Raw genomic sequence first — 22,259 nt, forward strand, 5'->3', positions numbered from 1 at the left:
ACGGTAGTCGCTATTGTTTTGATAGTGAACTTCGCAGATGGGACGGTCGGTGCAGCCTGTCTGATCGTCAGGCGGCTGCCGGCGGTGGTTCAGGCTCGGGTTCGGCGGCCGATTTGTCGGCGTCTTCCGGGTGCACCCAGCGCCAGAGCAGCTCCGCCGCCTCGCCCACGCCCTGCTTCTTCAGGGCCGAGAACAGTTTCACCTCGCCGCCACCGGCCTGCAGTCGCGTAATGGACAGCACCTTGGCGCCTTCGCTGCGGGTGAGCTTGTCGGCCTTGGTCAGCAGCACGAGGAACTTCAGGCCTTGCTGCACGCGCGGGCGGATCACGTCGAGCAGGATCTCGTCGAGTTCGGTCAGACCGTGGCGCGGATCGCACATGAGCACCACGCCGCGCAGGTTCTCGCGGGTCATGAGGTAGTTGCCCATCACGCGCTGCCAGCGCAGCTTTGCCTCGCGCGGCACGGCCGCATAGCCGTAGCCGGGCAGGTCGGCGAGCACCGCGTCATCGACCTTCTGCTTGCCGATGCCGAACAGGTTGATGTGCTGGGTGCGGCCGGGCGTCTTGGAGGCGAAGGCCAGGCGCGTCTGCTGCGTCAGGGTGTTGATGGCGGTCGACTTGCCCGCGTTGGAGCGGCCGACGAAGGCGATCTCGGGCAGGTCGAAAGGGGGCAGGTGCTCCAGCTGTGGAGCGCTGGTGAGGAAGTGGGCGGTGTGCAGCCAGCCCAGCGCCATGCGTTCGCGTTCGGCAACCTTGGGGTCTGCGGCGGGCGCCGCGCGGGGAGGATAGGCAGCGGGCTTGGCGCGCGGGGAGGGCATCTACGGACTTTCGAAACAGGGCCCACATTGTAGAATCGTGAGGTTTTGCGCCATAAATTCGAAGCCCCCGATATGAAGTTGTTTGCCAATATTGTGCTTGCGGCCCTCGTGGGCATCGCATCCAGCGTGAGTTTTGCAGCTGATGAACACGCAGCTGCTCCCGCCGCCGCAGCGGCAAAACCGGCCAAGCCGGACCCCGCCAAGGGGGACACGCTCTTCAACGCAACGCCGGCAAACAGCCAGAGCTGCGCTTCGTGCCACAACGCCGACGGCAACTCCGCCATCGCCGCCAACCCGAAGCTGGCGCAGCAACATCCCGAATACATCCTCAAGCAGCTGCAGGACTTCAAGTCCGGCGCGCGCAAGAGCGCGATCATGAAGCCGCTGGCCTCGGCGCTGTCGGAAGAAGACATGCGCAACATCGCCTGGTTCGTGGGCTCGAAGAAGGTCAAGCCGGGCTTCTCGAAGGACAAGGACACCATCGCGCTGGGCGAGAAGATCTACCGCGGCGGCATCGGCGATCGCCAGATCCCGGCCTGCGCCGGCTGCCACAGCCCCAACGGTGCAGGCATTCCGGCTCAGTACCCCCGCCTGGGCGGCCAGAACGCCGACTACACCGTCGCCCAGCTCACCGCCTTCCGCGACAACGTGCGCCTGAACAGCCTGCCCATGACCGGCGTCGCCGCCAAGCTCAACGACAGGGAAATCAAGGCGGTCGCCGACTACATTGCCGGTTTGCGTTGATGATGGCGCTCCCTGGAGCGTGACCAGCCGCCGATAACAACCCAGACAAAGGGCGGGCCGATCCAGCAGGATGGCCCGCCCTTTTTTGTTTTTTCTCCTCTTCTTTCTTCCTGATTTCGCCCGATGTCCGTCTCCACCCATGGCCTTCGCGTTCATCGCGGCCCGCAGGTGCTTCGCGCTGCGGTGGAGCTGCTGTCGTCGATGCGCTTCGCGATCGCGCTGCTCACCATCATCTGCATCGCGTCGATCATCGGCACGGTGCTCAAGCAGCACGAGCCGATCAACAACTACATCAACCAGTTCGGGCCGTTCTGGGCCGAGCTGTTCCGCGCGGCGCGGCTCGACTCCATCTACAGCGCCTGGTGGTTCCTGCTGATCCTTTTGTTCCTGGTGATCAGCACCACGCTGTGCATCGTGCGCAACACGCCGCGCATCCTGGTCGACCTGAAGACTTTCAAGGAAAACATCCGCGTCCAGAGCCTGAAGGCCTTCGGCCAGCGTGCGGAAAACACGCTCGGCGAAGCGCCTGAGGCCGCGGCAAACCGCATCGGGCAACTGCTCGTGAGCGGCGGATGGAAGGTCAAGCTGCAGCGGCGCGAGGCCGGCGCCGACGGAAAGAGTGCCGAGGGCTGGATGGTCGCGGCGCGCGCCGGCGGGGCCCACAAGCTCGGCTACATCGCGGCCCACAGCGCCATCGTGCTGGTGTGCATCGGCGGCCTGCTCGACGGCGACCTAGTGGTGCGCGCGCAGACCTGGTTCAACGGCAAGAGCGTGTTCACCGGCGGCGGCATGATCGCCGACGTGCCGCCGCAGCACCGGCTGTCGGCCAGCAACCCGACCTTCCGCGGCAACATCCTCGTGCCCGAGGGCGGGCAGGGCAGCGTGGCCATCCTCAACCAGTCCGACGGCGTGCTGTTGCAGGAACTGCCGTTCTCCATCGAGCTGAAGAAGTTCATCGTCGACTACTACTCGACCGGCATGCCCAAGCTCTTCGCCAGCGAAGTCGTGCTGCATGACCGCGAGACGGGCGAGCAGGTGCCCGCGCGCATCGAGGTCAACCACCCGGCCAGCTACAAGGGCGTGGAGATCTACCAGTCGAGCTTCGACGACGGCGGCTCCAAGGTGAAGCTCAAGGCGGTGCCGATGGCGGCCGCGGCCAAGCCTTTCGAGGTGGAAGGCATCATCGGCGGGCCGAGCACCGAGATCACCAACGGCAAGGACAAGCTCACGCTGGAATACGCCGCACTGCGCGTGATCAATGTCGAGAACTTCGCCGACGCGAACGCCATGGGCAGCGGCGCCGACGTGCGCAAGGTCGACCTGCGCCACGACATCGAGTCGCGCCTGGGTGCCGCCAACAAGACCAACAAGCCGAAGGTGCTGCGCAACATCGGCCCGAGCATCGGCTACAAGCTGCGCGATGCCGCCGGCCAGGCGCGCGAGTACCAGAACTACATGGTGCCGGTCGATACCGGCGACGGCCAGCCGGTGTTCCTGCTGGGCATGCGCGAGAAGCCCGAGGAGCCCTTCCGCTACCTGCGCGTGCCGGCCGACGACCAGGGTTCCATGGACGGCTTCGTGCGCATGCGCGCCGCGCTCGGCGATGCCGCCACGCGCGAGCGCGCCGTCGAGCGCTACATCGCCAAGGCCACCGACCCCAAGCGGCCCGAGATGGCGGAGCAGCTGCGCGTGTCGGCCACGCGCGCGCTGGCGCTCTTCGCGGGCAGCGAGCGCGCCAAGGCCGACGCCACCACCGTGGGCGGCTGGCAGGCCATTGCGGAATTCATGGAAGTCAACGTGCCCGAGGCCGAGCGCGAGCGCGCCGGCGGGGTGCTGGTGCGCATCCTCAACGACGTGCTGTTCGAGGTGCTCAACCTGAGCCGCGAGGGCGCGGGGCTTGCCGCGCTGCCGAACGACGAGAAATCGCAGGCCTACCTGACGCAGGCCGTGCTGGCGATCAGCGACGCGCACTTCTACCCCGCCCCGGTCGCGATGATGATGACCGACTTCACGCAGGTGCAGGCCAGCGTGTTCCAGGTGGCGCGTGCCCCCGGCAAGAACATCGTCTATCTGGGCTGCCTGTTGCTGATCGTCGGCATTTTTGCCATGCTGTACGTGCGCGAGCGCCGTCTGTGGGTATGGCTGACGCCCGGCGGCACGGCTTCCCAGGATGAAGCGCACGGTACGGCCGCCACGATGGCGTTCTCGGTCAATCGCAAGACCATCGACAGCGACCGCGAATTCGAGCATCTCAAACGCAAGCTGCTCGCCCTGAACAAAGAAGACCACGGGACAACATGAACACCACGACCCTCACGCTCAATGAAAGCTGGCTCTCGCGCCGCAACCTGTTCGACTGGGTGTTCGCGGCGCTGGTGGTGGCCGGCGGCCTGTTCGCCTTCGCGCGCCACGCGGGGTCGATGGACTATTACGAGAAGCCGATCCTCGTGGCCGCGATGGTCTCGCTGATCGGCATCTGCTGGTTCTGGCGGCCGCTGCGCGTGCTGGCCATCGTGGTTGCTGCCGCCTCGCTGCTGGCCATCGCGTCGTACCAGGGCGATCTGGCGCGCGCCGACACTGTGTTCTGGCTCAAGTACTTCCTGTCGAGCCAGTCGGCCATCCTCTGGATGAGCGTGCTGTTCTTCATGAGCACGCTGTTCTACTGGCTCGGCTTCTTCGGCGGCAGGCAGTCGGACACCTTCGACGCGATCGGGTCCCGCCTCGCCTGGGCGGCGGTGACGATGGCGCTGATCGGCACCATGGTTCGCTGGTACGAAAGCCACCAGCTCGGCCCGGACATCGGCCACATCCCGGTGAGCAACCTGTACGAAGTCTTCGTGCTGTTCTGCTGGCTGACGGCGGCCTTCTATCTGTACTTCGAGGAGCGCTACAACACGCGCGCGCTGGGCGCCTTCGTGATGCTGGTGGTCAGCGCGGCGGTGGGCTTTCTGCTCTGGTACACGATCGTGCGCGAGGCGCACGAGATCCAGCCGCTGGTGCCGGCCCTGCAGAGCTGGTGGATGAAGCTGCATGTGCCGGCCAATTTCATCGGCTACGGCACCTTCGCGCTCGCGGCTATGGTCGCGTTCGCCTACCTCATCAAGGAGCAGGCCGACGAAAAGCGCTGGTACAAGCTCACGCCGATCTGGCTGCTGGGCGTGGCGCTGTGCTTCGTGCCGGTGGCGTTCCGCCAGCGCGTGCAGGAAGCCGGCGGCAGCTACTGGGTGATCTATGCCGGCATCTCGGCGCTGATCGCCGCGGGCATCCTGCTCGGGCGCAAGCGCATCGCGGCGCGCCTGCCGGCCAACGAGGTGCTCGACGACGTCATGTACAAGTCGATCACCGTCGGCTTCGCCTTCTTCACCATCGCCACCGTGCTGGGCGCCCTGTGGGCCGCCGACGCCTGGGGTGGCTACTGGAGCTGGGACCCGAAGGAGACCTGGGCGCTGATCGTCTGGCTCAACTACGCGGCCTGGCTGCACATGCGGCTGGTGAAGGGCCTGCGCGGCACCGTGGCCGCCTGGTGGGCACTGGGCGGGCTGGCGGTCACCACTTTCGCTTTCCTCGGCGTGAACATGTTCCTGAGCGGGTTGCACAGTTACGGCACCCTGTAGGTGCAGGCCTGCGGGCTTTCGCGAAGAATTATTGAAACCACGCGCCGCGACGGCGCGTAACCAGATCAGGGTTGGCCACGAACTACCCTGAGCACAACGATTCCGCGAAAGGCCCGTCATGTCGTTCCATTCCCGTCCGGTCCGCCGCAGCAGCACCAACAGCGGCGGCAACGGTTTCATCCATCCGCTGTCCAGCGAGATCACGTCCCGCGAGGTCTACGAGGGCCGGCGCGACATGCTGAAGCTCATGGCCGGAGGTGCCGCCGGAGCCGCGCTGGCGGCCTTCGCCTCGCGCGAAGCCCTGGCGCAGGCCGAGCGCCCCAACAAGCTCGCGCCGCTGCCCGGCGCCAAGTCGGCGGTGCCCGGCGCCATTTCGATGGAGAAGGTCACCGATTACAAGGACGCCTCCACCTACAACAACTTCTACGAGTTCGGCACCGACAAGGCCGATCCGGCCAAGAACGCCGGCACGCTGAAGACGCGGCCCTGGACCGTGGAGGTGGAAGGCCTAGTCAAGAAGCCGGGCAAGTACGGCATCGAAGACCTGCTGAAGCTCAGCGCGCAGGAAGAGCGCATCTACCGCCTGCGCTGCGTCGAGGGCTGGTCGATGGTGATTCCGTGGGTCGGCTATTCGCTGGCCGAGCTGATCAAGAAGGTCGAGCCGCAGGGCAACGCCAAGTTCGTCGAGTTCGTGACGCTGGCCGACCCGAAGACCATGCCCTTCGTGGGCTCGCGCGTGCTCGACTGGCCCTACACCGAGGGCCTGCGCATGGACGAAGCGATGCATCCGCTCACGCTGCTGGCCTTCGGCATGTACGGCGAGGTGCTGCCCAACCAGAACGGCGCGCCGGTGCGGCTGGTGGTGCCGTGGAAGTACGGCTTCAAGTCGGCCAAGTCGATCGTGAAGATCCGCTTCGTCGAGAAGGAGCCGAGCACCGCCTGGAACAAGGCCGCGGCCAACGAGTACGGCTTCTATTCGAATGTGAACCCCAACGTCGACCATCCGCGTTGGAGCCAGGCTACCGAGCGCCGCATCGGCGACGGTGGCGGCCTGTTCGCCAAGCGGCGCAAGACCGAGCTGTTCAACGGCTACGAAGCGCAGGTCGGCCAGCTTTACGCGGGCATGGATCTCAAGAAGAACTACTGAACCGGCTCCTGCGCGCGGTCATCGCCCCATGAACAAGCTGCTCATGCATCCGGCGACCAAGCCGGTCATCTTCCTGTTGTGCCTGCTGCCGTTCGCGCGGCTGGCCTATGGCGCGTTCACCGACGGGCTGGGCGCCAACCCTGCCGAGTTCCTGATCCGCGCCACCGGCGACTGGACGCTGCGCTTCATCTGCATCGTGCTGGCGGTGACGCCGCTGCGCGTGATGAGCAAGTGGAACGCGCTGGCGCGCTACCGCCGCATGCTGGGCCTGTTCGCGTACTTCTACGTGGTGCTGCACCTGCTGTGCTACAGCTGGTTCGACATGGGATTCGAGTGGGGCGATATCGCGAAGGACATCGCCAAGCGGCCGTTCATCCTCGTGGGTTTCTCGGCCTTCGTGCTGCTGACGCCGCTGGCGGCCACCTCGTTCAATCGCGCGATCAAGGCGATGGGCGCCAAGCGCTGGCAGATGCTGCACAAGCTGGTCTACCTGATCGCGGGGCTCGGCCTGCTGCACTTCTTCTGGATGCGCGCGGGCAAGAACAACTTCGCGGAAGTGTTCGTCTATGCCGCGATCATCGCGGTGCTGCTCGCGTGGCGCGTGTGGAATTTCGCGAGCAAGCGCAAGCAGGCGAAGCCGGCGGCAGGCGCAGTGCGCAACGGCGAGAAGCCGCTGCGCACCGGCTGAGACTCATCAGCCGTCGATCTCGCTGCGCAGCTGGTCTTCCATCGTCTCGCGACGGCGGATCAGCCTGGCGCTCGCGCCGCTCACCAGCACCTCGGCGGCACGGCCGCGCGTGTTGTAGTTGCTGGACATGCTCATGCAGTACGCACCTGCCGACAGCACGGCCAGGAAATCACCGGCCAGCACGTTGAGCGCGCGGTCGCGGCCGAGCCAGTCGCCGCTTTCGCAGACCGGGCCGACCACGTCGTAGGTCGTGGCATTGCCCGCGCGGGCACGCACCGGCACGATGCGCTGGAAGGCCTGGTACATCGCGGGACGCGGCAGGTCGTTCATGGCCGCGTCGACGATGCAGAAGTTCTTGTCCTCGCCGGGCTTGGTGTAGAGCACCTCGGTCAGGCACACGCCGGCATTGCCGACCAGCGAGCGGCCGGGCTCGATCACCAGCTTGCGCTGGCCGAAGCCGCGCGCGTCGAGCTTGGCGAGCAACTGCTGCCACAGCGAATCGGCCTTGGGCGGCACTTCGCCGTTGTAGTCGATGCCCAGGCCACCGCCGAAGTCCAGGTGATGGATCGGCACGCCCGCTGCCTCGATGGCCTCCACCAGGTCGAGCACGCGATCGCAGGCGTCGAGGTAGGGCGACGCTTCGGTGATCTGCGAGCCGATGTGGCAATCGATGCCCACCACCTCCAGCCCCGGCAGCCTCGCGGCATGCTTGTAGGCCTCGACAGCGCGGTCGTGCGCAATGCCGAACTTGTTGCCCTTCAGGCCGGTGGAAATGTACGGGTGCGTCTTCGGATCGACGTTCGGATTGATGCGGATGCTGATCGGCGCACGCTTGCCTTCGGCAACCGCCACTTCGTTGAGCACGTCGAGCTCGGCTTCGCTCTCGACGTTGAAGCAGGCGATGCCGGCCGCGAGGGCCTGGCGCATCTCGGCGCGGGTCTTGCCCACGCCCGAGAAGATGATCTTCTTCGGATCGGCGCCGACGGCCAGCACGCGCGCCAGTTCGCCGCCCGAGACGATGTCGAAGCCGCATCCGGCTTCGGCGAACACGCGCAGCACGCCGAGCGAGGAATTGGCCTTCATCGCATAGCAGATGAGGGCATCTCGGCCCTCGAAGCCGCGCTGGTACGCCGCCAGGGCGTCCAGCATCCACTGCTTGGAGTAGACGAAGAGAGGGGTACCGTGCTCGCGGGCCAGCGCATCGAGCGCGACGCCTTCGACGTGCAGCGTGCCGTCGCGCTCGGCGATATGGGGCTGGCCGGGGAGGGAGATGGTGGCGCCGGAGGTCACTTGCGTTGCTCCGTGCCGGTGTTGCTGTTGCTGTTGCCGGCCGGTGCGCTGGCGGCAGCGGCTGGCGCCGGCGCCGCCTGGCTGGATGACGGCGAAGATGAGGAGCGCAGGCTGTCCGGCGTCATGAGCTCCGGCAAGGTGGCGCGCCCGGCGGAGGCCGGATCGGTCGGCAGATACAGCGCGCCGCGCTGTCCGCAGCCGGCGACAAGCCCGGCGGTGCCCACGGCGAGGCAGACCATGAGCGCAGCGCGGGCGCGGGTGCTCACTAGAATTTGGTGAACGTTCAACATGCCGAAATTGTAATGACCGACACCGAGTACATGGATCGCGCCGAGGCCGCTCTTGCAGCCATCGAGCTGGGCTGCGACCGCATCAACGAAGCGAGCGATGCCGACATCGACAACCAGAGGGTCGGCGGGATGATCACGATTTCATTCCGCAACGGCAGCCAGTTGATCGTGAACCTGCAGAAACCCCTTCAGGAAATCTGGCTTGCCGCGCGCTCCGGCGGATACCACTACCGGCACGATGGCAAGGCCTGGCTGGACACCAAGACCGGGGAGGAGTTCTTCGGCAACCTGTCGCGCGAGGCGACGCTGCAGGCCGGGCAGCCGCTGAGCTTCGCGGCCGCCTGAGCTTCCTTCTTCGCCGCCGCACCCGCCGTCAGTTGCGGAACAGGTCGAGGATGCGGTTGCGCTCCTCTGGTGGGGCAGGGGGGCTCACCGGAGCCCCTGTCAGGGCTTCCGCCGGCGCCGCAGGTGCGGACTCCACACCAAGGCTTGCAACGCCGCGGCCCGGCGCATAGTCGTCGTAGTACCACTCGCCGCCGACGTTCACGATGCCCGAGGGCGGATTGGCCGACAGCTCGGTCACCGGCACGCCCTTGATGGCGGTTTCCATGTAGGTGATCCAGATCGGCAGGCTCAGGCCACCGCCGGTTTCGCGGTCGCCCAGGTTGCGCGGCGTGTCGTAGCCGATCCACGAGATGGCCGTCATGGTGGGCTGGAAGCCGGCGAACCATGCGTCGAGCGAGTCGTTGGTGGTGCCGGTCTTGCCGTAGAGGTCAGGGCGCTTGAGCATGGCCTGCGCCTTGGCGGCGGTGCCGCCGCGGGCCACGGAGTTCAGCAGCGTGTCCATGATGAAGGCGTTGCGCTGCGGAATGACGCGCAGCGACTCGTTCAACAGCGGCGGCTGCTTGTCGACCAGCATCTTGTCCTTGTGGTCGGTGATGCGCGTGACGAGGTACGGATTGACGCGGTAGCCGCCGTTGGCGAACACCGAGTAGCCCACCGCCATCTGCATCGGCGTGACCGAGCCCGCGCCCAGCGCCATCGGCAGGTAGGCCGGGTGCTTTTCCTTGTCGAAGCCGAAGTTGGTGATCCATTCCTGCGCATAGCGCGTGCCGATGGACTGCAGGATGCGAATCGACACGAGGTTCTTCGACTTCATCAGCGCGGTGCGCATCGACATCGGGCCGTCGTAGCCGCCGCCGTAGTTCTTCGGCTCCCAGGGCTGGCCGCCGGTGGTGCCGGCGTCGAAGAAGAGCGGGCCGTCGTTGATGACCGTGGCGGGCGTGAAGCCCTTCTCGAGCGCTGCGGAATAGATGAACGGTTTGAAGCTCGAACCCGGCTGGCGCCAGGCCTGCGTCACGTGGTTGAACTTGTTCTTGCCGAAGTCGAACCCGCCGACCAGCGCCTTGATGGCGCCGTCACGCGGGTCCATGGCGACGAAGGCGCCTTCGACTTCCGGCAACTGGGTGATTTCCCAGGTGTTCTTCGGCGTCTTCACCACGCGGATGACCGCGCCACGGCGGATCTTGATGTTCGGCGGGGCCTTGTCGGAGAGTCCCGACTGCGCGGGCTTGAGGCCTTCGCCGGTGATCTGTACAGGGTCGCCGTTGCCGCGCACCGCGTCGATCTGCTTGGGCGTGGCCTTGAGCACCACCGCGGCCATCACGTCGCCGTTGTCGGGGTGGTCGCTGAGCGCATCGTCGACTGCTTCGTCGAGATCCTTGGAATCGTTCGGCAGGTCGACGAACTTCTCGGGGCCGCGATAGATCTGGCGGCGCTCGTAATCCATGATGCCCTTGCGCAGCGACTTGTAGGCCGCTGCCTGATCGGCTGCGACCAGCGAGGTGTAGACCTTGAGACCGCGCGTATAGGTGCTGTCGCCGTACTGGGCATACATCAACTGGCGCACGGTTTCGGCAACGTACTCGGCGTGCAGGCGGTTCGGGTCCGCGGCGTCGCGCAGGTGCAGCTCTTCCTTCTTGGCTTCGGCGGCCTGTTCGGCGGTGATGAAGCCGGCCTCCTGCATGCGGTCGATCACGTAGAACTGGCGGCCGCGCGCGCGCTGCGGGTTGTTGACCGGATTGTTGGCGCCCGGCGCCTTGGGCAGGCCCGCCAGCATGGCGGCTTGCGCGATCGTGAGTTCCTGCAGGGGCTTGCCGAAGTAGGCTTCGGAGGCCGCGGCGAAGCCGTAGGCGCGGTTGCCGAGGTAGATCTGGTTCAGGTAGATCTCGAAGATCTGGTCCTTGGTGAGCAGGTGCTCCAGCTTGAAGGTGAGCAGCACCTCGTAGATCTTGCGGGTGAGCGTTTTCTCGGAGCTCAGGTAGACATTGCGCGCCACCTGCATGGTGATGGTCGACGCGCCCTGGCTCTTCACGCGATTCATGTTGGCCAGGCCCGCGCGCACCATGCCCTTGTAGTCGACGCCGCCGTGGTCGTAGAAGCGCGCGTCTTCGGCCGCCAGGACTGCGTCCTTCACGACTTTCGGAATGGCCGAGATCGGCGTGAGGTTGCGGCGTTCCTCGCCGAACTCGCCGATCAGGATGCCTTCGGCCGAGAACACCCTCAGCGGCAGCTTGGGCCGGTAGTCGGAGAGTTCGCTGATGTCAGGCAGGTTCGGGTAGGCGACCGCGAGGGCCACGGCCACCACGCACAGCACCGCCAGCACCCCGGCCAGCGCGATGCCGAAGCCCCAGAAGAAAAGGCGTAGCAACCATTTCAGCCAGGTCGGGCGCGTGGAGGGGGATTTCTTGGCTGGCCCTTTGGGGCTGGAAGTTTCTTGCATGAGGGGCCGCACAGAGTCACCCGACATTATAAAAAGCCGCCCCTTCCGCACGATTCGATCTTTGTGGGGCTTGCATTGCTCTAATTCAAAAGTTACAAAATGCGGTTTTGACGTCAGGTTTTGACAACGCTTCGGGGTTTTGCCCTGCGGCGTTGCTTGGTTGCGGGTACGCCTGCTGCTAGCATGCAACCGAATTCAATTTTTTCTATTGGTTACAAATACAGGGGAAGAGGAACCTAACTTGGCTGCTCTTGGATCATTGTTTCGTCGTCAGAACGCTCCCCTGCTGGGGCTGGACGTAAGTTCGTCCAGCGTCAAGCTGGTCGAGCTCGGCCGTGAGGCCAGCGGCAAGCTGGTCCTGGAGCGCTGCGCCATCGAGCCCCTGGAACGTGGCTGGATCACCGACGGCAACGTCGAGAAGTTCGACGAGGTGGCCGAAGCCGTCCGCCGCGTCATCCGCAAGAGCGGCACCCGCACCCGCAACGTGGCGCTGGCATTGCCGCCATCGGCCGTGATCACCAAGAAGATCATTCTTCCGGGCGGCATGAGCGAGCAGGAGCTCGAGATCCAGGTCGAGTCCGAAGCCAATCAATACATCCCGTTCTCGCTCGACGAAGTCAGCCTCGACTTCTGCGTGACGGGGCCGAGCGCCACCTCCGCTGGCGACGTCGAAGTGCTGATCGCCGCCTCCCGCAAGGAAAAGGTCCAGGACCGCGAAGGCCTGGCCGAAGCGGCCGGCCTGAAGGCGATGATCCTCGATGTCGAGTCCTACGCTTCGCGCCTGGCCACCGCTCGCCTGATCGAGCAGCTGCCCGGCAAGGGCGTCGATTCGATCGTGGCGCTCTTCGAAGTGGGCGCCTTCACCACCAGCATGCAGGTGCTGCGCAACCAGGAAGTGCTGTACGACCGCGACCAGGCGTTCGGCGGTGCCCAGCTCACGCAACTGATCGTGCGTCAGTACGGCTTTTCCGCCGAGGAAGCCGAAGCGAAGAAGCGCAGCGGCGACCTGCCCGATGACTATGGCTCGGGCGTGCTCAAGCCCTTCGTTGAAAGCATTGCGCAGGAAATCGCTCGTGCGCTCCAGTTCTTCTTCACCAGCACGCCGCACAACCGCGTCGACTATGTGTTGTTGGCCGGCGGATCGGCATCGCTTCCGGGCCTGACCAACGCGGTGACCCGGCAGACCTCGTTCGCCTGCTCCCTGCTGAATCCCTTCGAAGGGATGGAAATCAGCTCGAACGTTCGCGAGAAGAAGGTCCGCCGCGAGGCGCCGTCCTATCTGACCTCGTGCGGGCTGGCCATGCGGAGGTTCCTGCAGTGATCCTCATCAATCTGCTCCCGCACCGCGAAGCTGCGCGCAAGCGCAGGCGCGAGGCTTTCTATGGCACCTTGGGCGCCGCGGCAATCCTGGGCGTCCTGATCGCCGGCCTGGGCTACCTCTGGTTCGAAGCCCAGATTTCGGCGCAGCGATCAACAAACAGCTTTCTGCAGGCCGAGATCAAGAAGCTCGAGGTCGAGATCAAGGAAATCTCGACGCTGCAGGAAGAAATTGCCGCGCTGCGCGCTCGCCAGCAGGCTGTCGAAGACCTGCAGGGCGACCGCAACCTGCCCGTGCACCTGCTCAACGAACTGGTTCGCCAGCTGCCGGACGGCGTCTACCTGACCAACATGAAGCAGGAAAACCAGACGGTCACGCTGCAAGGCATGGCTCAGTCGAACGAACGGGTCTCCGAACTGCTGCGCAACCTCGGTAACAACAGCCCCTGGCTGGTGAAGCCTGAGCTGGTCGAAATCACGTCCGCGAACGTGAACCTGAATCCGCGCGACCAGCGTCGCGTGGCGAACTTCACGATGCGTATTGGCCTGAAACGCCCCACCGATGCTCAGAAGGCCGCCGCTGAGAAGGCTCTGGCCGCAACGGCGCAGTCCAAGGGGTAACCGATCATGGCAAGCAATCGCCCCTCCCAGAAAATAGACGTCGCCGCTGCATTGCAGCGCTTCGGCGACCAGTTCCGCGGGCTCAATCCCAACGATCCGTCGGCATGGCCTTCGGTGCCCCGCTATGCGCTCTGCCTTGCAGTCACGGCGTTGGTGCTGGTCGCACTCTGGTTCGTCTGGCTGACAAATTCGAACGACGAACTCGAAAGCGAACGCGCCAAGGAAGTCACGCTCAAGGCGGACTACCAGAAGAAGGTTGCGCAGGCTGCCAACCTCGAGTTGCTGAAGAAGCAGCGCGAGCAGGTGCAGCAATACGTGACCTTGCTCGAGAAGCAGTTGCCCAGCAAGGCCGAAATGGATGCCCTGTTGTCGGACATCAACCAGGCAGGCCTTGGCCGCAGCCTTCAGTTCGAGCTGTTCCGTCCGGGACAGGTTTCGGTCAAGGACTACTACGCCGAACTCCCGATCGCCGTTCGCGTGACTGGCCGTTACCACGACATGGGTGCTTTCGCGGCCGACGTGGCGGGCTTGTCGCGCATCGTGACGCTTAACAACATCTCCGTCACTCCGCAAAAAGACAAGGACGTGCTGACGATGGACGCCACCGCGCGCACCTATCGCTATCTCGATGACGAAGAGCGGGCCGCGCAGAAGCGTGCCTCCGCACCGAAGGCGAAGAAATGAAGATCGCCGCCAAAGTACTGTGGCTGACGCTTGCCGCGTCGGCATTGAGCGCCTGCGATTCGGGTCAGGAGGACCTGCAACGCTGGATGGCCGAGCAGCGCGCCCAGGTGAAGCCCTCGGTGCCGCCCATTTCCGAGCCCAAGAAGTTCACCCCGCAGGCCTATACCGAGGCTTCGGCCTTCGAGCCTTTCAACATCCTGAAGCTGACGCAGGCGCTGCGCCGCGAATCGAATCAGCCGAGCACCTCGGAGCTGATCGCGCCTGAACTTGCGCGTCGCAAGGAAGCGCTCGAGGCTTTCCCGCTCGACTCGATGGCCATGGTCGGCAGCATGAACCGCAACGGCCAGCCAGTGGCGCTGCTGCGTGTGGACAAGCTGCTCTACAAGGTGCGCGTAGGCGAATACCTGGGACTCAACTACGGGCGTATCACCCGAATCAACGAAACCGAAATCGCCTTGCGTGAAATCGTGCAAGACGCCGCCGGTGAATGGATCGAACGCGTCGCGACGCTGCAGCTGCAAGAGAGTGCGAAATGAACCAAAAGAAATCAAAGATGGCACAGTGGCTGCGCGCTGCCGGCCTGGGTCTGCTGGCCTTCGGTGCATTGGCCGTGGCCCATGCGCAAAACGCCATCGAGGCCGTGACCAGTTCGACCCAGTCGGGCTCGGAAGTGATCCGCATCGATCTTGCGCAGCCGCTCACGGCGGTCCCTGCCGGATTCGCCGTCCAGACGCCAGCACGCATCGCGCTTGACTTTCCCGGTGTCACGAATGCCATCGGCCGCTCCGCCATCGAGGTGAACCAGGGCAACCTGCGCTCGGTGAACGTGGTGCAGGCGGGTGAACGCAGCCGTGTGGTGCTGAACCTGAAGCAGGCGACTGCGTACAAGGCCGAGATCCAGGGCAAGTCGCTGCTGGTGGTGCTCGAGCCGGTGGCTGGCGCTGCGCTCGCTGCGCCGGTTTCCACGACCTTTGCCGAAAACCGCAACCGCGACACGCTGCCCCTGCGCGATGTCGACTTCCGCCTCGGTTCCGACAGTACGGGCCGGGTCATCGTCGACCTTCCGAACAACCAGGTGGGTGTGGATGTCAAGCAGCAAGGCAAGAGCCTTGTCGTGGAGTTCACCAAGTCGACGCTGCCTGAAGGCCTCCGTCGCCGCCTCGACGTAGCTGACTTCGGCACTCCAGTCCAGCTGATCACTTCGCAGCAGGCGGGTGACCGTGTGCGCATGACGATCGACGCCAAGGGCGACTGGGAACACAGCGCCTACCAGAGCGAAAACCAGTTCGTGGTCGAAGTCCGTGCCCGCAAGGTCGATCCGACCAAGCTGACGCAGGGTGTTGGCTACAACGGCGAAAAGCTGTCGCTCAACTTCCAGAACATCGAGATCCGCTCGCTGCTGCAGGTGATCGCCGACTTCACGAACTTCAACATCGTGACCTCGGATTCGGTAACCGGCGCGCTGACGCTGCGGCTTAAGGACGTGCCCTGGGACCAGGCCCTGGACATCATCATGCAGGCGAAGAACCTGGGCATGCGCAAGAACGGCAGCGTGCTGTGGATCGCGCCCAAGGATGAAATCAACGCCAAGGAAAAGCTCGAGTTCGAGGCCAAGGCCGCGATCGAGAATCTGGAGCCGCTGCGCACTCAATCGTTCCAGCTCAACTACACCAAGGCGATTGCCATTGCGCAGGGCTTGACTGGTACGGGAGCGTCCGGTGGTGGCGGCGGCGGCGGCGGCGGAGGTGCGGCAGCTCGTATCCTAAGTCAGCGCGGCAGCGTTATCGCGGAGTCGCGGACCAATCAGCTGTTTGTCTCGGACGTGCCCTCCCGCTTGGCCCAGGTGGCAGAATTGATCCAGAAGCTGGATGTTCCCGTTCGCCAGGTGCTGATCGAGGCCCGCATCGTCGAGGCGTCAGATACCTTCGGCAAATCACTCGGCGTGCGACTGGGCGGCGGTATTTCGGGCGAGCGTTTTGCGTCATCCGCCGGTAATCGCGCCTACGGCAACGTTGGTGTAATGCCGGTCGTCACTCCAGGTACCAATGGCGGTCCCAGCACGGCCACGACCACCTGGACCAACTCCAACTTCATCAATCTCCCAGCAGGCGACGCAGGCGGCACCGGCAACGCAGCAGGCACCTTCGCGATCTCGCTCTTCAATTCGAGTTTCTCGCGCATGCTGAACCTCGAAATCTCTGCACTCGAGGCCGACGGCAAGGGCAAGCTGGTGTCCAGCCCCCGCGTGATCACTGCCGACCAGACCAAGGCGCTGATCGAGCAGGGGGAAGAAATCCCGTACCAGCAGGCCACGTCCAGCGGCGCCACCTCGATCTCGTTCCGCAAGGCGGTGCTGAAGCTCGAAGTCACGCCGCAGATCACGCCTGAAGGCAACATCATCCTGACGCTGGACGTGAGCAAGGACGCCCGCGGCGTGAATACCTCGGCTGGCCCGGCAATCAACACCAAGCACGTGCAGACCGAGGTGCTGGTCGAGAACGGCGGCACGGTTGTCATCGGTGGTATCTTCGAGCTCACCGAAACCAATGACGAATCGCGCGTGCCGGTGCTGGGTGAAGTGCCCTATCTGGGTGCACTGTTCCGCAAGCGCGAACGCGTTGCCAACAAGACTGAAATGCTCGTCTTTATCACCCCGAAGATGATTACCGACCGCAACGCCGCGCGCTGACGCGCGGGCGTAGCAGCCACCGCGTGGCGGTCGCACTCGTCGGCTTGCCCGGCGCCGGAAAATCCGCAGTGGGCCGGCGCCTGGGGATGCGGCTGGACCTTCCTTTCGTAGATACCGACCACGTGATCGAGCAGCGCATAGGCTGCTCGATCCGCGATTACTTCGAGCGAGAGGGCGAAATCGCCTTCCGCGACCTCGAGCAGACGGTGATCGCCGACCTGGCCGCCAACGCCCAGGGCGTGCTGGCGACCGGCGGCGGAGCCGTCCTCCGGGAAGCCAACCGCAAGCAACTGCACGATCACTTCCACGTGATCTATCTGCGCTCCTCTCCTGAAGACCTCTTCCGACGCCTGCGCCACGACGTGAAGCGTCCTCTGCTGCAGGTGGCCGATCCGCTGGGGCGGCTACGGGAGCTGCACGATGCGCGCGACCCGTTCTACCGGGAAACCGCCCATGACGTGGTCGACACCGGCCGCCCGACGATCGCCATGCTGGTGAACATCATCGTGATGCAGCTCGAGTTGGCGGGCATCGTCGAGCCGGGCGCCCACCCCGAAGAGCCCCCCGCCTGAGCCTGCCCGCGCCGCAGCGCCTAAACTCGCTGCCCATGTCCCTGCCCGAACTCTCCGCTCCGCCAGAACACGTCGACATCCAGCTCGGCGACCGCAGCTATCCGATCTTGATCGGCGCCGGCCTGCTGGACGACCCGCGGAGCTTCGATGCCACGCCTGCCTCGGCCACGGCCCTGATTGTCAGCAACACCACGGTGGCGCCGCTCTATGCGAAGGCGCTGCAGGCCGCGCTGGCGGGCCGCTTTCGTACGGTTCACCTGCTCGAGCTGCCCGACGGCGAGGCATACAAGAACCTGCAGACGCTGAACCTGATCTTCGACGAGCTGCTCGGTCGCGGCAGCGACCGCAAGACCGTGCTTTTCGCCCTGGGCGGCGGCGTGGTGGGCGACATGACCGGCTTCGCGGCCGCCAGCTACATGCGCGGCGTGCCCTTCGTGCAGGTGCCGACCACGCTGCTGGCGCAGGTCGATTCTTCCGTCGGCGGCAAGACGGCCATCAATCACCCGCTGGGCAAGAACATGATCGGCGCGTTCTACCAGCCGCAGCTCGTGGTCTGCGACTTGGCGACGCTCCAAACCCTGCCTCCGCGCGAGCTCAGCGCCGGCCTGGCCGAAGTCATCAAGTACGGCCCGATTTACGACATGGCCTTCCTCGACTGGATCGAGGCGAATATCGATGCCCTGGTCGCAAGAGAGCCGGCTGCGCTGGCCCATGCCGTCAAGCGCAGCTGCGAAATCAAGGCGCTGGTGGTCGGGCAGGACGAGCGCGAGACCGGCCTGCGCGCGATCCTCAATTTCGGCCACACCTTCGGCCACGCGATCGAATCGGGCCTCGGCTACGGCGAATGGCTGCACGGCGAGGCCGTGGGCTGCGGCATGGTCATGGCGGCACGGCTGTCGCAGCGTTTGGGCGGTGTCGATGCCGCCTTCGTCGAGCGGCTCACGCGGCTGATCGAGCGGGCCGGCCTGCCGATCGTCGGCCCGGCGCTGGGCGCTGACCGCTACCTGGAGCTGATGCGCGTCGACAAGAAATCGGAAGCCGGCGAGATCCGCTTCGTGGTGATCGACCGGCCCGGCTCGGCGGTGGTCCGCAGCGCGCCCGACGCGCTCGTGCGCGAAGTGCTCGCGCAGAGCTGCGCGCAGCAATGAGCCTTGCGGCCTATGCCTGCCAGCCCGCGCGCTCGCGCGGCCGTCGGCATGCGGAGCCGCCCGCGCCCACGCGCGATGCCTTCCAGCGCGACCGCGACAGGATCGTGCATTCCACCGCATTTCGGCGGCTGGTCTACAAGACGCAGGTGTTCCTGAACCACGAAGGCGACCTGTTCCGCACCCGGCTCACGCATTCGCTCGAAGTGGCCCAACTCGGTCGTTCGATCGCGCGGGCCCTGCGCATCAACGAAGACCTGGTCGAGGCGATCGCGCTGGCGCATGACCTGGGCCACACGCCCTTCGGCCACGCGGGCCAGGACGCGCTCAACGACTGCATGGCCGGGAACGGCGGCTTCGAACACAACCTGCAGAGCCTGCGCGTGGTCGATGCGCTGGAGCACCGTTATCCGCAGTACGACGGCCTGAATCTCAGCTTCGAGACCCGCGAGGGCATCCTCAAGCACTGCTCGCGTGCGAACGCCGAGCGACTGGAGGCGGCCGAGCCCAACGGCGTGGCGCGGCGTTTCCTCGACCGTACCCAGCCGGGCCTGGAAGCCCAGCTGTGCAACCTGGCCGATGCGATTGCCTACAACGCTCACGACATCGACGACGGCGTGCGCTCGGGGCTGATCACGGTCGAGCAGCTGTCCGGCGTCGAGCTGTTCGAGCGTCATCGTCGCGAAGCGCTTGCCGAGCATCCGCAGCTCCAGGGGCGCCGCGTGCTCTACGAAACCATCCGGCGCATGCTGAGCGCGCAGGTCTATGACGTGATCGACGCCACGCGCGCGGCGCTCGAAGCGCTGGCGCCGGCCGACGCCGACGCGGTACGCAAGGCCCCTCCCGTCGTCGCGTTCAGCGACACCATGCAGGCCCAGTCCGAAGACCTGAAGCGTTTTCTCTTCCACAACCTCTACCGGCATCCCCAGGTCACCCAGACCACCGACCAGGCGCGGCAGGTGGTGCGGGAGCTGTTCGAGGCCTACCTGGAGCGCGGCTCCGAGATGCCGGCCTCCTATGCCGAGCGGCAGGACAGGCATCGCGCCGTCGCCGACTACATCGCGGGCATGACCGACCGCTTCGCCGTGCGCGAGCACGAGCGGCTCACAGGCCGCCGGGGCATCGCATGAGCAGCCAGGCCGGGCGCCCACGCGTTCCCGCTGCTGCGCTGGCCGTGCTGCTGGGCGGCGTGAGCGGGGCATTGCACCTGGGCAAGCTGCCGCCCGCCGTGCCGGCGCTGCAGGCATCGCTCGGCATCGGCCTGGTCGAGGCCGGGTTCCTGCTCTCGCTGGTGCAGGTCGCGAGCATGACGCTGGGACTGCTGGTCGGCCTGGCGGCGGACTCCATCGGGCTGCGGCGCAGCATGCTGACGGGGCTCGTGGTGCTGACAGTCGCTGGCCTGCTCGGCGGCATGGCCGGCACGGGGCTGGGCGGCGGCGGGACGCATGCCGTGCAATGGCTGCTGGTGCTGCGCGCCGTGGAGGGCGTCGGATTCCTGCTGACTGTGATGCCGGGCCCCGGACTGATTCGCGCCCTGACGCCTCCGGGCGCCGACAAGGCGGCGCTGGGCCTGTGGGGCGCCTACATGCCGCTGGGCGTGGCCCTCGCGCTGCTGCTCGGGCCGGCCCTGATCGCCTGGGGCGGCTGGGTGGACTGGTGGTGGGCACTGTCGGCCGTCTCGGCCGGCGCGGCGCTCTGGCTCTGGATGGTGGTGCCCGCAGACCGGCTCCGTCCGGCCGCGGCGGGCCCGGCTTCCGGCGGATGGGCGTCGCGGCTGCGCGCCACTGTCGGCGCGCGCGCGCCCTGGCTGGTCGCACTGACATTTGCCGTGTATTCGTCGCAATGGATGGCAGTGATCGGCTTCCTGCCCGCCATCTACGCAGGCGCGGGCGTGCCGGCTGCGTGGAATGCGGTGCTCACCGCGCTCGCGGCGGCGATGAACATCGTCGGCAACGTCGCTGGCGGGCGCTGGCTGCAACGCGGCGTGGCGCCCGAGCGACTGCTGCAGCTCGGCTTCCTGACGATGGCGCTGGGCGGAGTGGCCGCCTTCGCGCAGATGGGGCAGGGCGCCGACGCACTGGGCCTGCCGCCTGCGTTGCGCTACATCGCTGTCTGCGCCTTCTCGCTGGGTGGCGGCATGGTGCCGGCCACGCTGTTCCTGCTCGGCGTACGGCTGGCGCCCGGGCCGTCCACCGTGTCGACCACCGTCGGGCTGATGCAGCAGGCATCTTCGCTGGGCCAGTTCCTGGCGCCGCCCGCGGTCGCTTGGCTCGCGCACCGCGTCGGCGGCTGGCACTGGACCTGGACGGCCACGCTGGCCTGCTCGCTGGTCGGCATGGCGATCGCGCGGCGCCTGGGGCGCATTCGCCCCGCTGCGGAGATGGCATGACACTCCCGGCGACAATTGCAGCCCCCCAGGCCGAAGCGGATACGCGGCGCTGGCTCGAGCGCGCGGTGATCGGCCTCAACCTGTGCCCCTTCGCGAAAGCCGTGCACGTGAAAGGGCAGGTCCACTACGCGGTGTACGAGCAGGCCGAAGAGGCCGACCTGCTGGACGCGCTGCTTGTCCAGGCCAGGGACCTCGTGGCGCTCGACGCTGCCGTGCGCGACACAACCCTTCTGATTGCACCGAACGCCTTGCCCGATTTTCTGGATTTCAACGACTTCACGGCGCGTGCCGAACGCCGGCTCGCGCGCGCGGGATTCGACGGCGTGCTGCAGCTCGCGAGCTTTCATCCGCAGTTCCAGTTCGCCGGCACCGAGGCCGACGACATCGGCAACGCCACCAACCGCGCGCCGTATCCCACGCTGCACCTGCTGCGCGAGGACAGCGTGAGCCGCGCGGTCGAAGCCTTTCCCGAGGCCGAGGAGATCTTCGAGCGCAACATCGACACGCTGGAGGCGCTGGGCGCCGAAGGCTGGGCCAAGCTGGACGTCGGCCCGGGGAGCGCAAGGCCATGAACACGAAGACCGCACAGAAGACGAACAAGGCCGCCAAGGCCGATGCCGAGCTGGCGGAGGCTCTGCGCCCCGGCCAGTCGGTCGAGCTGCTCAAGGAGCTGCACATCCTGACCCGCGAGGGCCGGCTCAACCAGGACTCGCGGCGCAAGCTCAAGCAGGTCTACCACCTGTTCCAGTTTATCGAACAGCTCCTGCGCGAGCTGCCGGAGGAGGGCGCGGGCGCCACGCTGGCCGACCATGGGGCGGGCAAGTCGTACCTGGGCTTCATCATCTACGACCTGTTCTTCCGGGCCCGGTCGGGCGGCGGCCATGTCTACGGCATCGAGACGCGCGGCGAACTGGTCGAGCGCTCGCGCGAGCTGGCGAAACGCCTGGGCTTCGAGCGCATGTCGTTCCTGAACCTCACGGTGGCCGAATCGGCCCAGGCGGGCGAACTGCCGGCGCAGATCGACGTGGTTACGGCGCTGCATGCCTGCGACACGGCCACCGACGACGCCATCGCCTTCGGCCTGGCCAAGAAGGCTCGCTGCATGGTGCTCGTGCCCTGCTGCCAGGCCGAAGTGGCCGCCTGCCTGCGCGAAACCAAGGCGCTGGCGTTGTCGCGCACGCCGCTGGCCGAGCTGTGGCGCCATCCGCTGCACACGCGCGAGATCGGCAGCCAGCTCACCAACGTGCTGCGCTGCCTGTATCTCGAGGCCAACGGCTACAGCGTCACCGTTACCGAACTGGTCGGCTGGGAGCACAGCATGAAGAACGAGCTGATCCTGGCGCGCTACACCGGCCAGCGAAAGGCGAGCGCTGCCGCGCGGCTGCGCGAGCTGCTGGCACAGTTCGGGCTCGACAAGCTCGGCGACACGCGCTTCCGGCTCGCCTGAGCGCGGGCGCGCAACCCGCGTCT

Annotated in this window: 21 protein-coding genes; 17 read left to right on the forward strand and 4 right to left on the reverse strand. The window is 66.1% G+C overall.

Annotated elements, in window-relative coordinates:
* Positions 1-67: 67 nt before the first annotated feature.
* Entirely contained in the window at positions 68-817 is a 750-nt protein-coding gene (yihA, locus tag SFB74_RS06915) for a ribosome biogenesis GTP-binding protein YihA/YsxC (RefSeq protein WP_432730032.1), read from the reverse strand.
* A gap of 72 nt (positions 818-889) precedes the next feature.
* On the opposite strand from yihA, the gene SFB74_RS06920 reads away from it, so the two are divergent.
* The 5 genes from SFB74_RS06920 to SFB74_RS06940 all read left to right on the forward strand — a co-directional run bounded on the left by SFB74_RS06920 (position 890) and on the right by SFB74_RS06940 (position 7,010).
* Positions 890-1,561, forward strand: a complete 672-nt coding sequence (locus tag SFB74_RS06920; RefSeq protein ID WP_432730033.1) for a c-type cytochrome — start codon at positions 890-892, stop codon at positions 1,559-1,561.
* A 123-nt stretch (positions 1,562-1,684) separates the two neighbouring features.
* Positions 1,685-3,862 (forward strand): cytochrome c biogenesis protein ResB, encoded by a 2,178-nt coding sequence (locus SFB74_RS06925; protein WP_432730034.1) that lies wholly within the window; start codon positions 1,685-1,687, stop codon positions 3,860-3,862.
* Positions 3,859-5,175: a c-type cytochrome biogenesis protein CcsB gene (gene ccsB / locus SFB74_RS06930; RefSeq protein ID WP_432730035.1), complete on the forward strand. Its 1,317-nt coding sequence runs from the start codon at positions 3,859-3,861 to the stop codon at positions 5,173-5,175. The genes SFB74_RS06925 and ccsB overlap by 4 nt, the downstream gene beginning before the upstream one ends.
* Before the next feature lie 118 nt (positions 5,176-5,293).
* Entirely contained in the window at positions 5,294-6,322 is a 1,029-nt protein-coding gene (msrP, locus tag SFB74_RS06935; protein ID WP_432730036.1) for a protein-methionine-sulfoxide reductase catalytic subunit MsrP, read from the forward strand.
* Between the two features lie 28 nt (positions 6,323-6,350).
* Positions 6,351-7,010, forward strand: coding sequence for a sulfite oxidase heme-binding subunit YedZ (locus SFB74_RS06940; protein ID WP_432730037.1), 660 nt, complete (start codon positions 6,351-6,353; stop codon positions 7,008-7,010).
* Between the two features lie 6 nt (positions 7,011-7,016).
* Here the strand turns inward: SFB74_RS06940 and lysA are convergent, their stop codons facing one another.
* Positions 7,017-8,300 carry a diaminopimelate decarboxylase gene (lysA, locus tag SFB74_RS06945; protein ID WP_432730038.1) on the reverse strand — a complete coding sequence of 428 codons (1,284 nt, stop codon included), beginning with the start codon at positions 8,298-8,300 and terminating at the stop codon, positions 7,017-7,019.
* A complete protein-coding gene (lptM, locus tag SFB74_RS06950; protein WP_432730039.1) occupies positions 8,297-8,566 on the reverse strand; it encodes an LPS translocon maturation chaperone LptM in 270 nt (89 codons plus the stop codon). The genes lysA and lptM overlap by 4 nt, the downstream gene beginning before the upstream one ends.
* A 36-nt stretch (positions 8,567-8,602) precedes the next feature.
* Here lptM and cyaY point away from each other — a divergent pair, with 36 nt between their 5' ends.
* Complete coding sequence (cyaY, locus tag SFB74_RS06955) at positions 8,603-8,935, forward strand: iron donor protein CyaY (RefSeq protein WP_432730040.1); 333 nt, start codon at positions 8,603-8,605, stop codon at positions 8,933-8,935.
* 28 nt (positions 8,936-8,963) lie between these two features.
* Here the strand turns inward: cyaY and SFB74_RS06960 are convergent, their stop codons facing one another.
* Positions 8,964-11,372, reverse strand: a complete 2,409-nt coding sequence (locus SFB74_RS06960; protein ID WP_432730042.1) for a penicillin-binding protein 1A — start codon at positions 11,370-11,372, stop codon at positions 8,964-8,966.
* 241 nt (positions 11,373-11,613) lie between these two features.
* On the opposite strand from SFB74_RS06960, the gene SFB74_RS06965 reads away from it, so the two are divergent.
* Genes SFB74_RS06965 through SFB74_RS07015 form a run of 11 tightly spaced genes read left to right on the forward strand, consistent with a single transcriptional unit; the run spans position 11,614 to position 22,236 of the window.
* Positions 11,614-12,693: a pilus assembly protein PilM gene (locus SFB74_RS06965; RefSeq protein WP_295986549.1), complete on the forward strand. Its 1,080-nt coding sequence runs from the start codon at positions 11,614-11,616 to the stop codon at positions 12,691-12,693.
* On the forward strand, positions 12,690-13,310 hold the full coding sequence (locus tag SFB74_RS06970; RefSeq protein WP_432730043.1) for a PilN domain-containing protein: 621 nt from the start codon (positions 12,690-12,692) through the stop codon (positions 13,308-13,310). Before SFB74_RS06965 ends, SFB74_RS06970 begins: the two co-directional genes overlap by 4 nt.
* Before the next feature lie 6 nt (positions 13,311-13,316).
* Entirely contained in the window at positions 13,317-13,994 is a 678-nt protein-coding gene (locus SFB74_RS06975) for a type 4a pilus biogenesis protein PilO (protein WP_432730044.1), read from the forward strand.
* Entirely contained in the window at positions 13,991-14,530 is a 540-nt protein-coding gene (locus SFB74_RS06980; protein WP_432730045.1) for a pilus assembly protein PilP, read from the forward strand. The genes SFB74_RS06975 and SFB74_RS06980 overlap by 4 nt, the downstream gene beginning before the upstream one ends.
* A complete protein-coding gene (gene pilQ, locus SFB74_RS06985; RefSeq protein WP_432730046.1) occupies positions 14,527-16,683 on the forward strand; it encodes a type IV pilus secretin PilQ in 2,157 nt (718 codons plus the stop codon). Before SFB74_RS06980 ends, pilQ begins: the two co-directional genes overlap by 4 nt.
* A gap of 23 nt (positions 16,684-16,706) precedes the next feature.
* Positions 16,707-17,255, forward strand: a complete 549-nt coding sequence (locus tag SFB74_RS06990; protein WP_432730047.1) for a shikimate kinase — start codon at positions 16,707-16,709, stop codon at positions 17,253-17,255.
* 35 nt (positions 17,256-17,290) lie between these two features.
* A complete protein-coding gene (gene aroB / locus SFB74_RS06995; RefSeq protein ID WP_432730049.1) occupies positions 17,291-18,403 on the forward strand; it encodes a 3-dehydroquinate synthase in 1,113 nt (370 codons plus the stop codon).
* Positions 18,400-19,530, forward strand: coding sequence for a deoxyguanosinetriphosphate triphosphohydrolase (locus SFB74_RS07000; RefSeq protein ID WP_432730050.1), 1,131 nt, complete (start codon positions 18,400-18,402; stop codon positions 19,528-19,530). Before aroB ends, SFB74_RS07000 begins: the two co-directional genes overlap by 4 nt.
* Positions 19,527-20,789, forward strand: a complete 1,263-nt coding sequence (locus SFB74_RS07005) for an MFS transporter (RefSeq protein ID WP_432730051.1) — start codon at positions 19,527-19,529, stop codon at positions 20,787-20,789. Before SFB74_RS07000 ends, SFB74_RS07005 begins: the two co-directional genes overlap by 4 nt.
* A complete protein-coding gene (locus tag SFB74_RS07010) occupies positions 20,786-21,361 on the forward strand; it encodes a DUF1415 domain-containing protein (protein ID WP_432730052.1) in 576 nt (191 codons plus the stop codon). Before SFB74_RS07005 ends, SFB74_RS07010 begins: the two co-directional genes overlap by 4 nt.
* Positions 21,358-22,236 carry a class I SAM-dependent methyltransferase gene (locus tag SFB74_RS07015; RefSeq protein ID WP_432730053.1) on the forward strand — a complete coding sequence of 293 codons (879 nt, stop codon included), beginning with the start codon at positions 21,358-21,360 and terminating at the stop codon, positions 22,234-22,236. The genes SFB74_RS07010 and SFB74_RS07015 overlap by 4 nt, the downstream gene beginning before the upstream one ends.
* The last annotated feature ends 23 nt before the right edge of the window (positions 22,237-22,259 follow it).

This window comes from Variovorax xiamenensis (genome assembly GCF_050916385.1).
Taxonomy (GTDB): Bacteria; Pseudomonadota; Gammaproteobacteria; order Burkholderiales; family Burkholderiaceae_C; genus Variovorax.

Coding starts and splice junctions, on each gene's coding strand:
- yihA (WP_432730032.1), bottom strand. CDS start 817: ATGCCCTCCCCGCGCGCCAAGCCCGCTGCCTATCCTCCCCGCGCGGCG.
- SFB74_RS06920 (WP_432730033.1), top strand. CDS start 890: ATGAAGTTGTTTGCCAATATTGTGCTTGCGGCCCTCGTGGGCATCGCA.
- SFB74_RS06925 (WP_432730034.1), top strand. CDS start 1,685: ATGTCCGTCTCCACCCATGGCCTTCGCGTTCATCGCGGCCCGCAGGTG.
- ccsB (WP_432730035.1), top strand. CDS start 3,859: ATGAACACCACGACCCTCACGCTCAATGAAAGCTGGCTCTCGCGCCGC.
- msrP (WP_432730036.1), top strand. CDS start 5,294: ATGTCGTTCCATTCCCGTCCGGTCCGCCGCAGCAGCACCAACAGCGGC.
- SFB74_RS06940 (WP_432730037.1), top strand. CDS start 6,351: ATGAACAAGCTGCTCATGCATCCGGCGACCAAGCCGGTCATCTTCCTG.
- cyaY (WP_432730040.1), top strand. CDS start 8,603: ATGACCGACACCGAGTACATGGATCGCGCCGAGGCCGCTCTTGCAGCC.
- SFB74_RS06960 (WP_432730042.1), bottom strand. CDS start 11,372: ATGCAAGAAACTTCCAGCCCCAAAGGGCCAGCCAAGAAATCCCCCTCC.
- SFB74_RS06975 (WP_432730044.1), top strand. CDS start 13,317: ATGGCAAGCAATCGCCCCTCCCAGAAAATAGACGTCGCCGCTGCATTG.
- SFB74_RS06980 (WP_432730045.1), top strand. CDS start 13,991: ATGAAGATCGCCGCCAAAGTACTGTGGCTGACGCTTGCCGCGTCGGCA.
- pilQ (WP_432730046.1), top strand. CDS start 14,527: ATGAACCAAAAGAAATCAAAGATGGCACAGTGGCTGCGCGCTGCCGGC.
- aroB (WP_432730049.1), top strand. CDS start 17,291: ATGTCCCTGCCCGAACTCTCCGCTCCGCCAGAACACGTCGACATCCAG.
- SFB74_RS07000 (WP_432730050.1), top strand. CDS start 18,400: ATGAGCCTTGCGGCCTATGCCTGCCAGCCCGCGCGCTCGCGCGGCCGT.
- SFB74_RS07005 (WP_432730051.1), top strand. CDS start 19,527: ATGAGCAGCCAGGCCGGGCGCCCACGCGTTCCCGCTGCTGCGCTGGCC.
- SFB74_RS07010 (WP_432730052.1), top strand. CDS start 20,786: ATGACACTCCCGGCGACAATTGCAGCCCCCCAGGCCGAAGCGGATACG.
- SFB74_RS07015 (WP_432730053.1), top strand. CDS start 21,358: ATGAACACGAAGACCGCACAGAAGACGAACAAGGCCGCCAAGGCCGAT.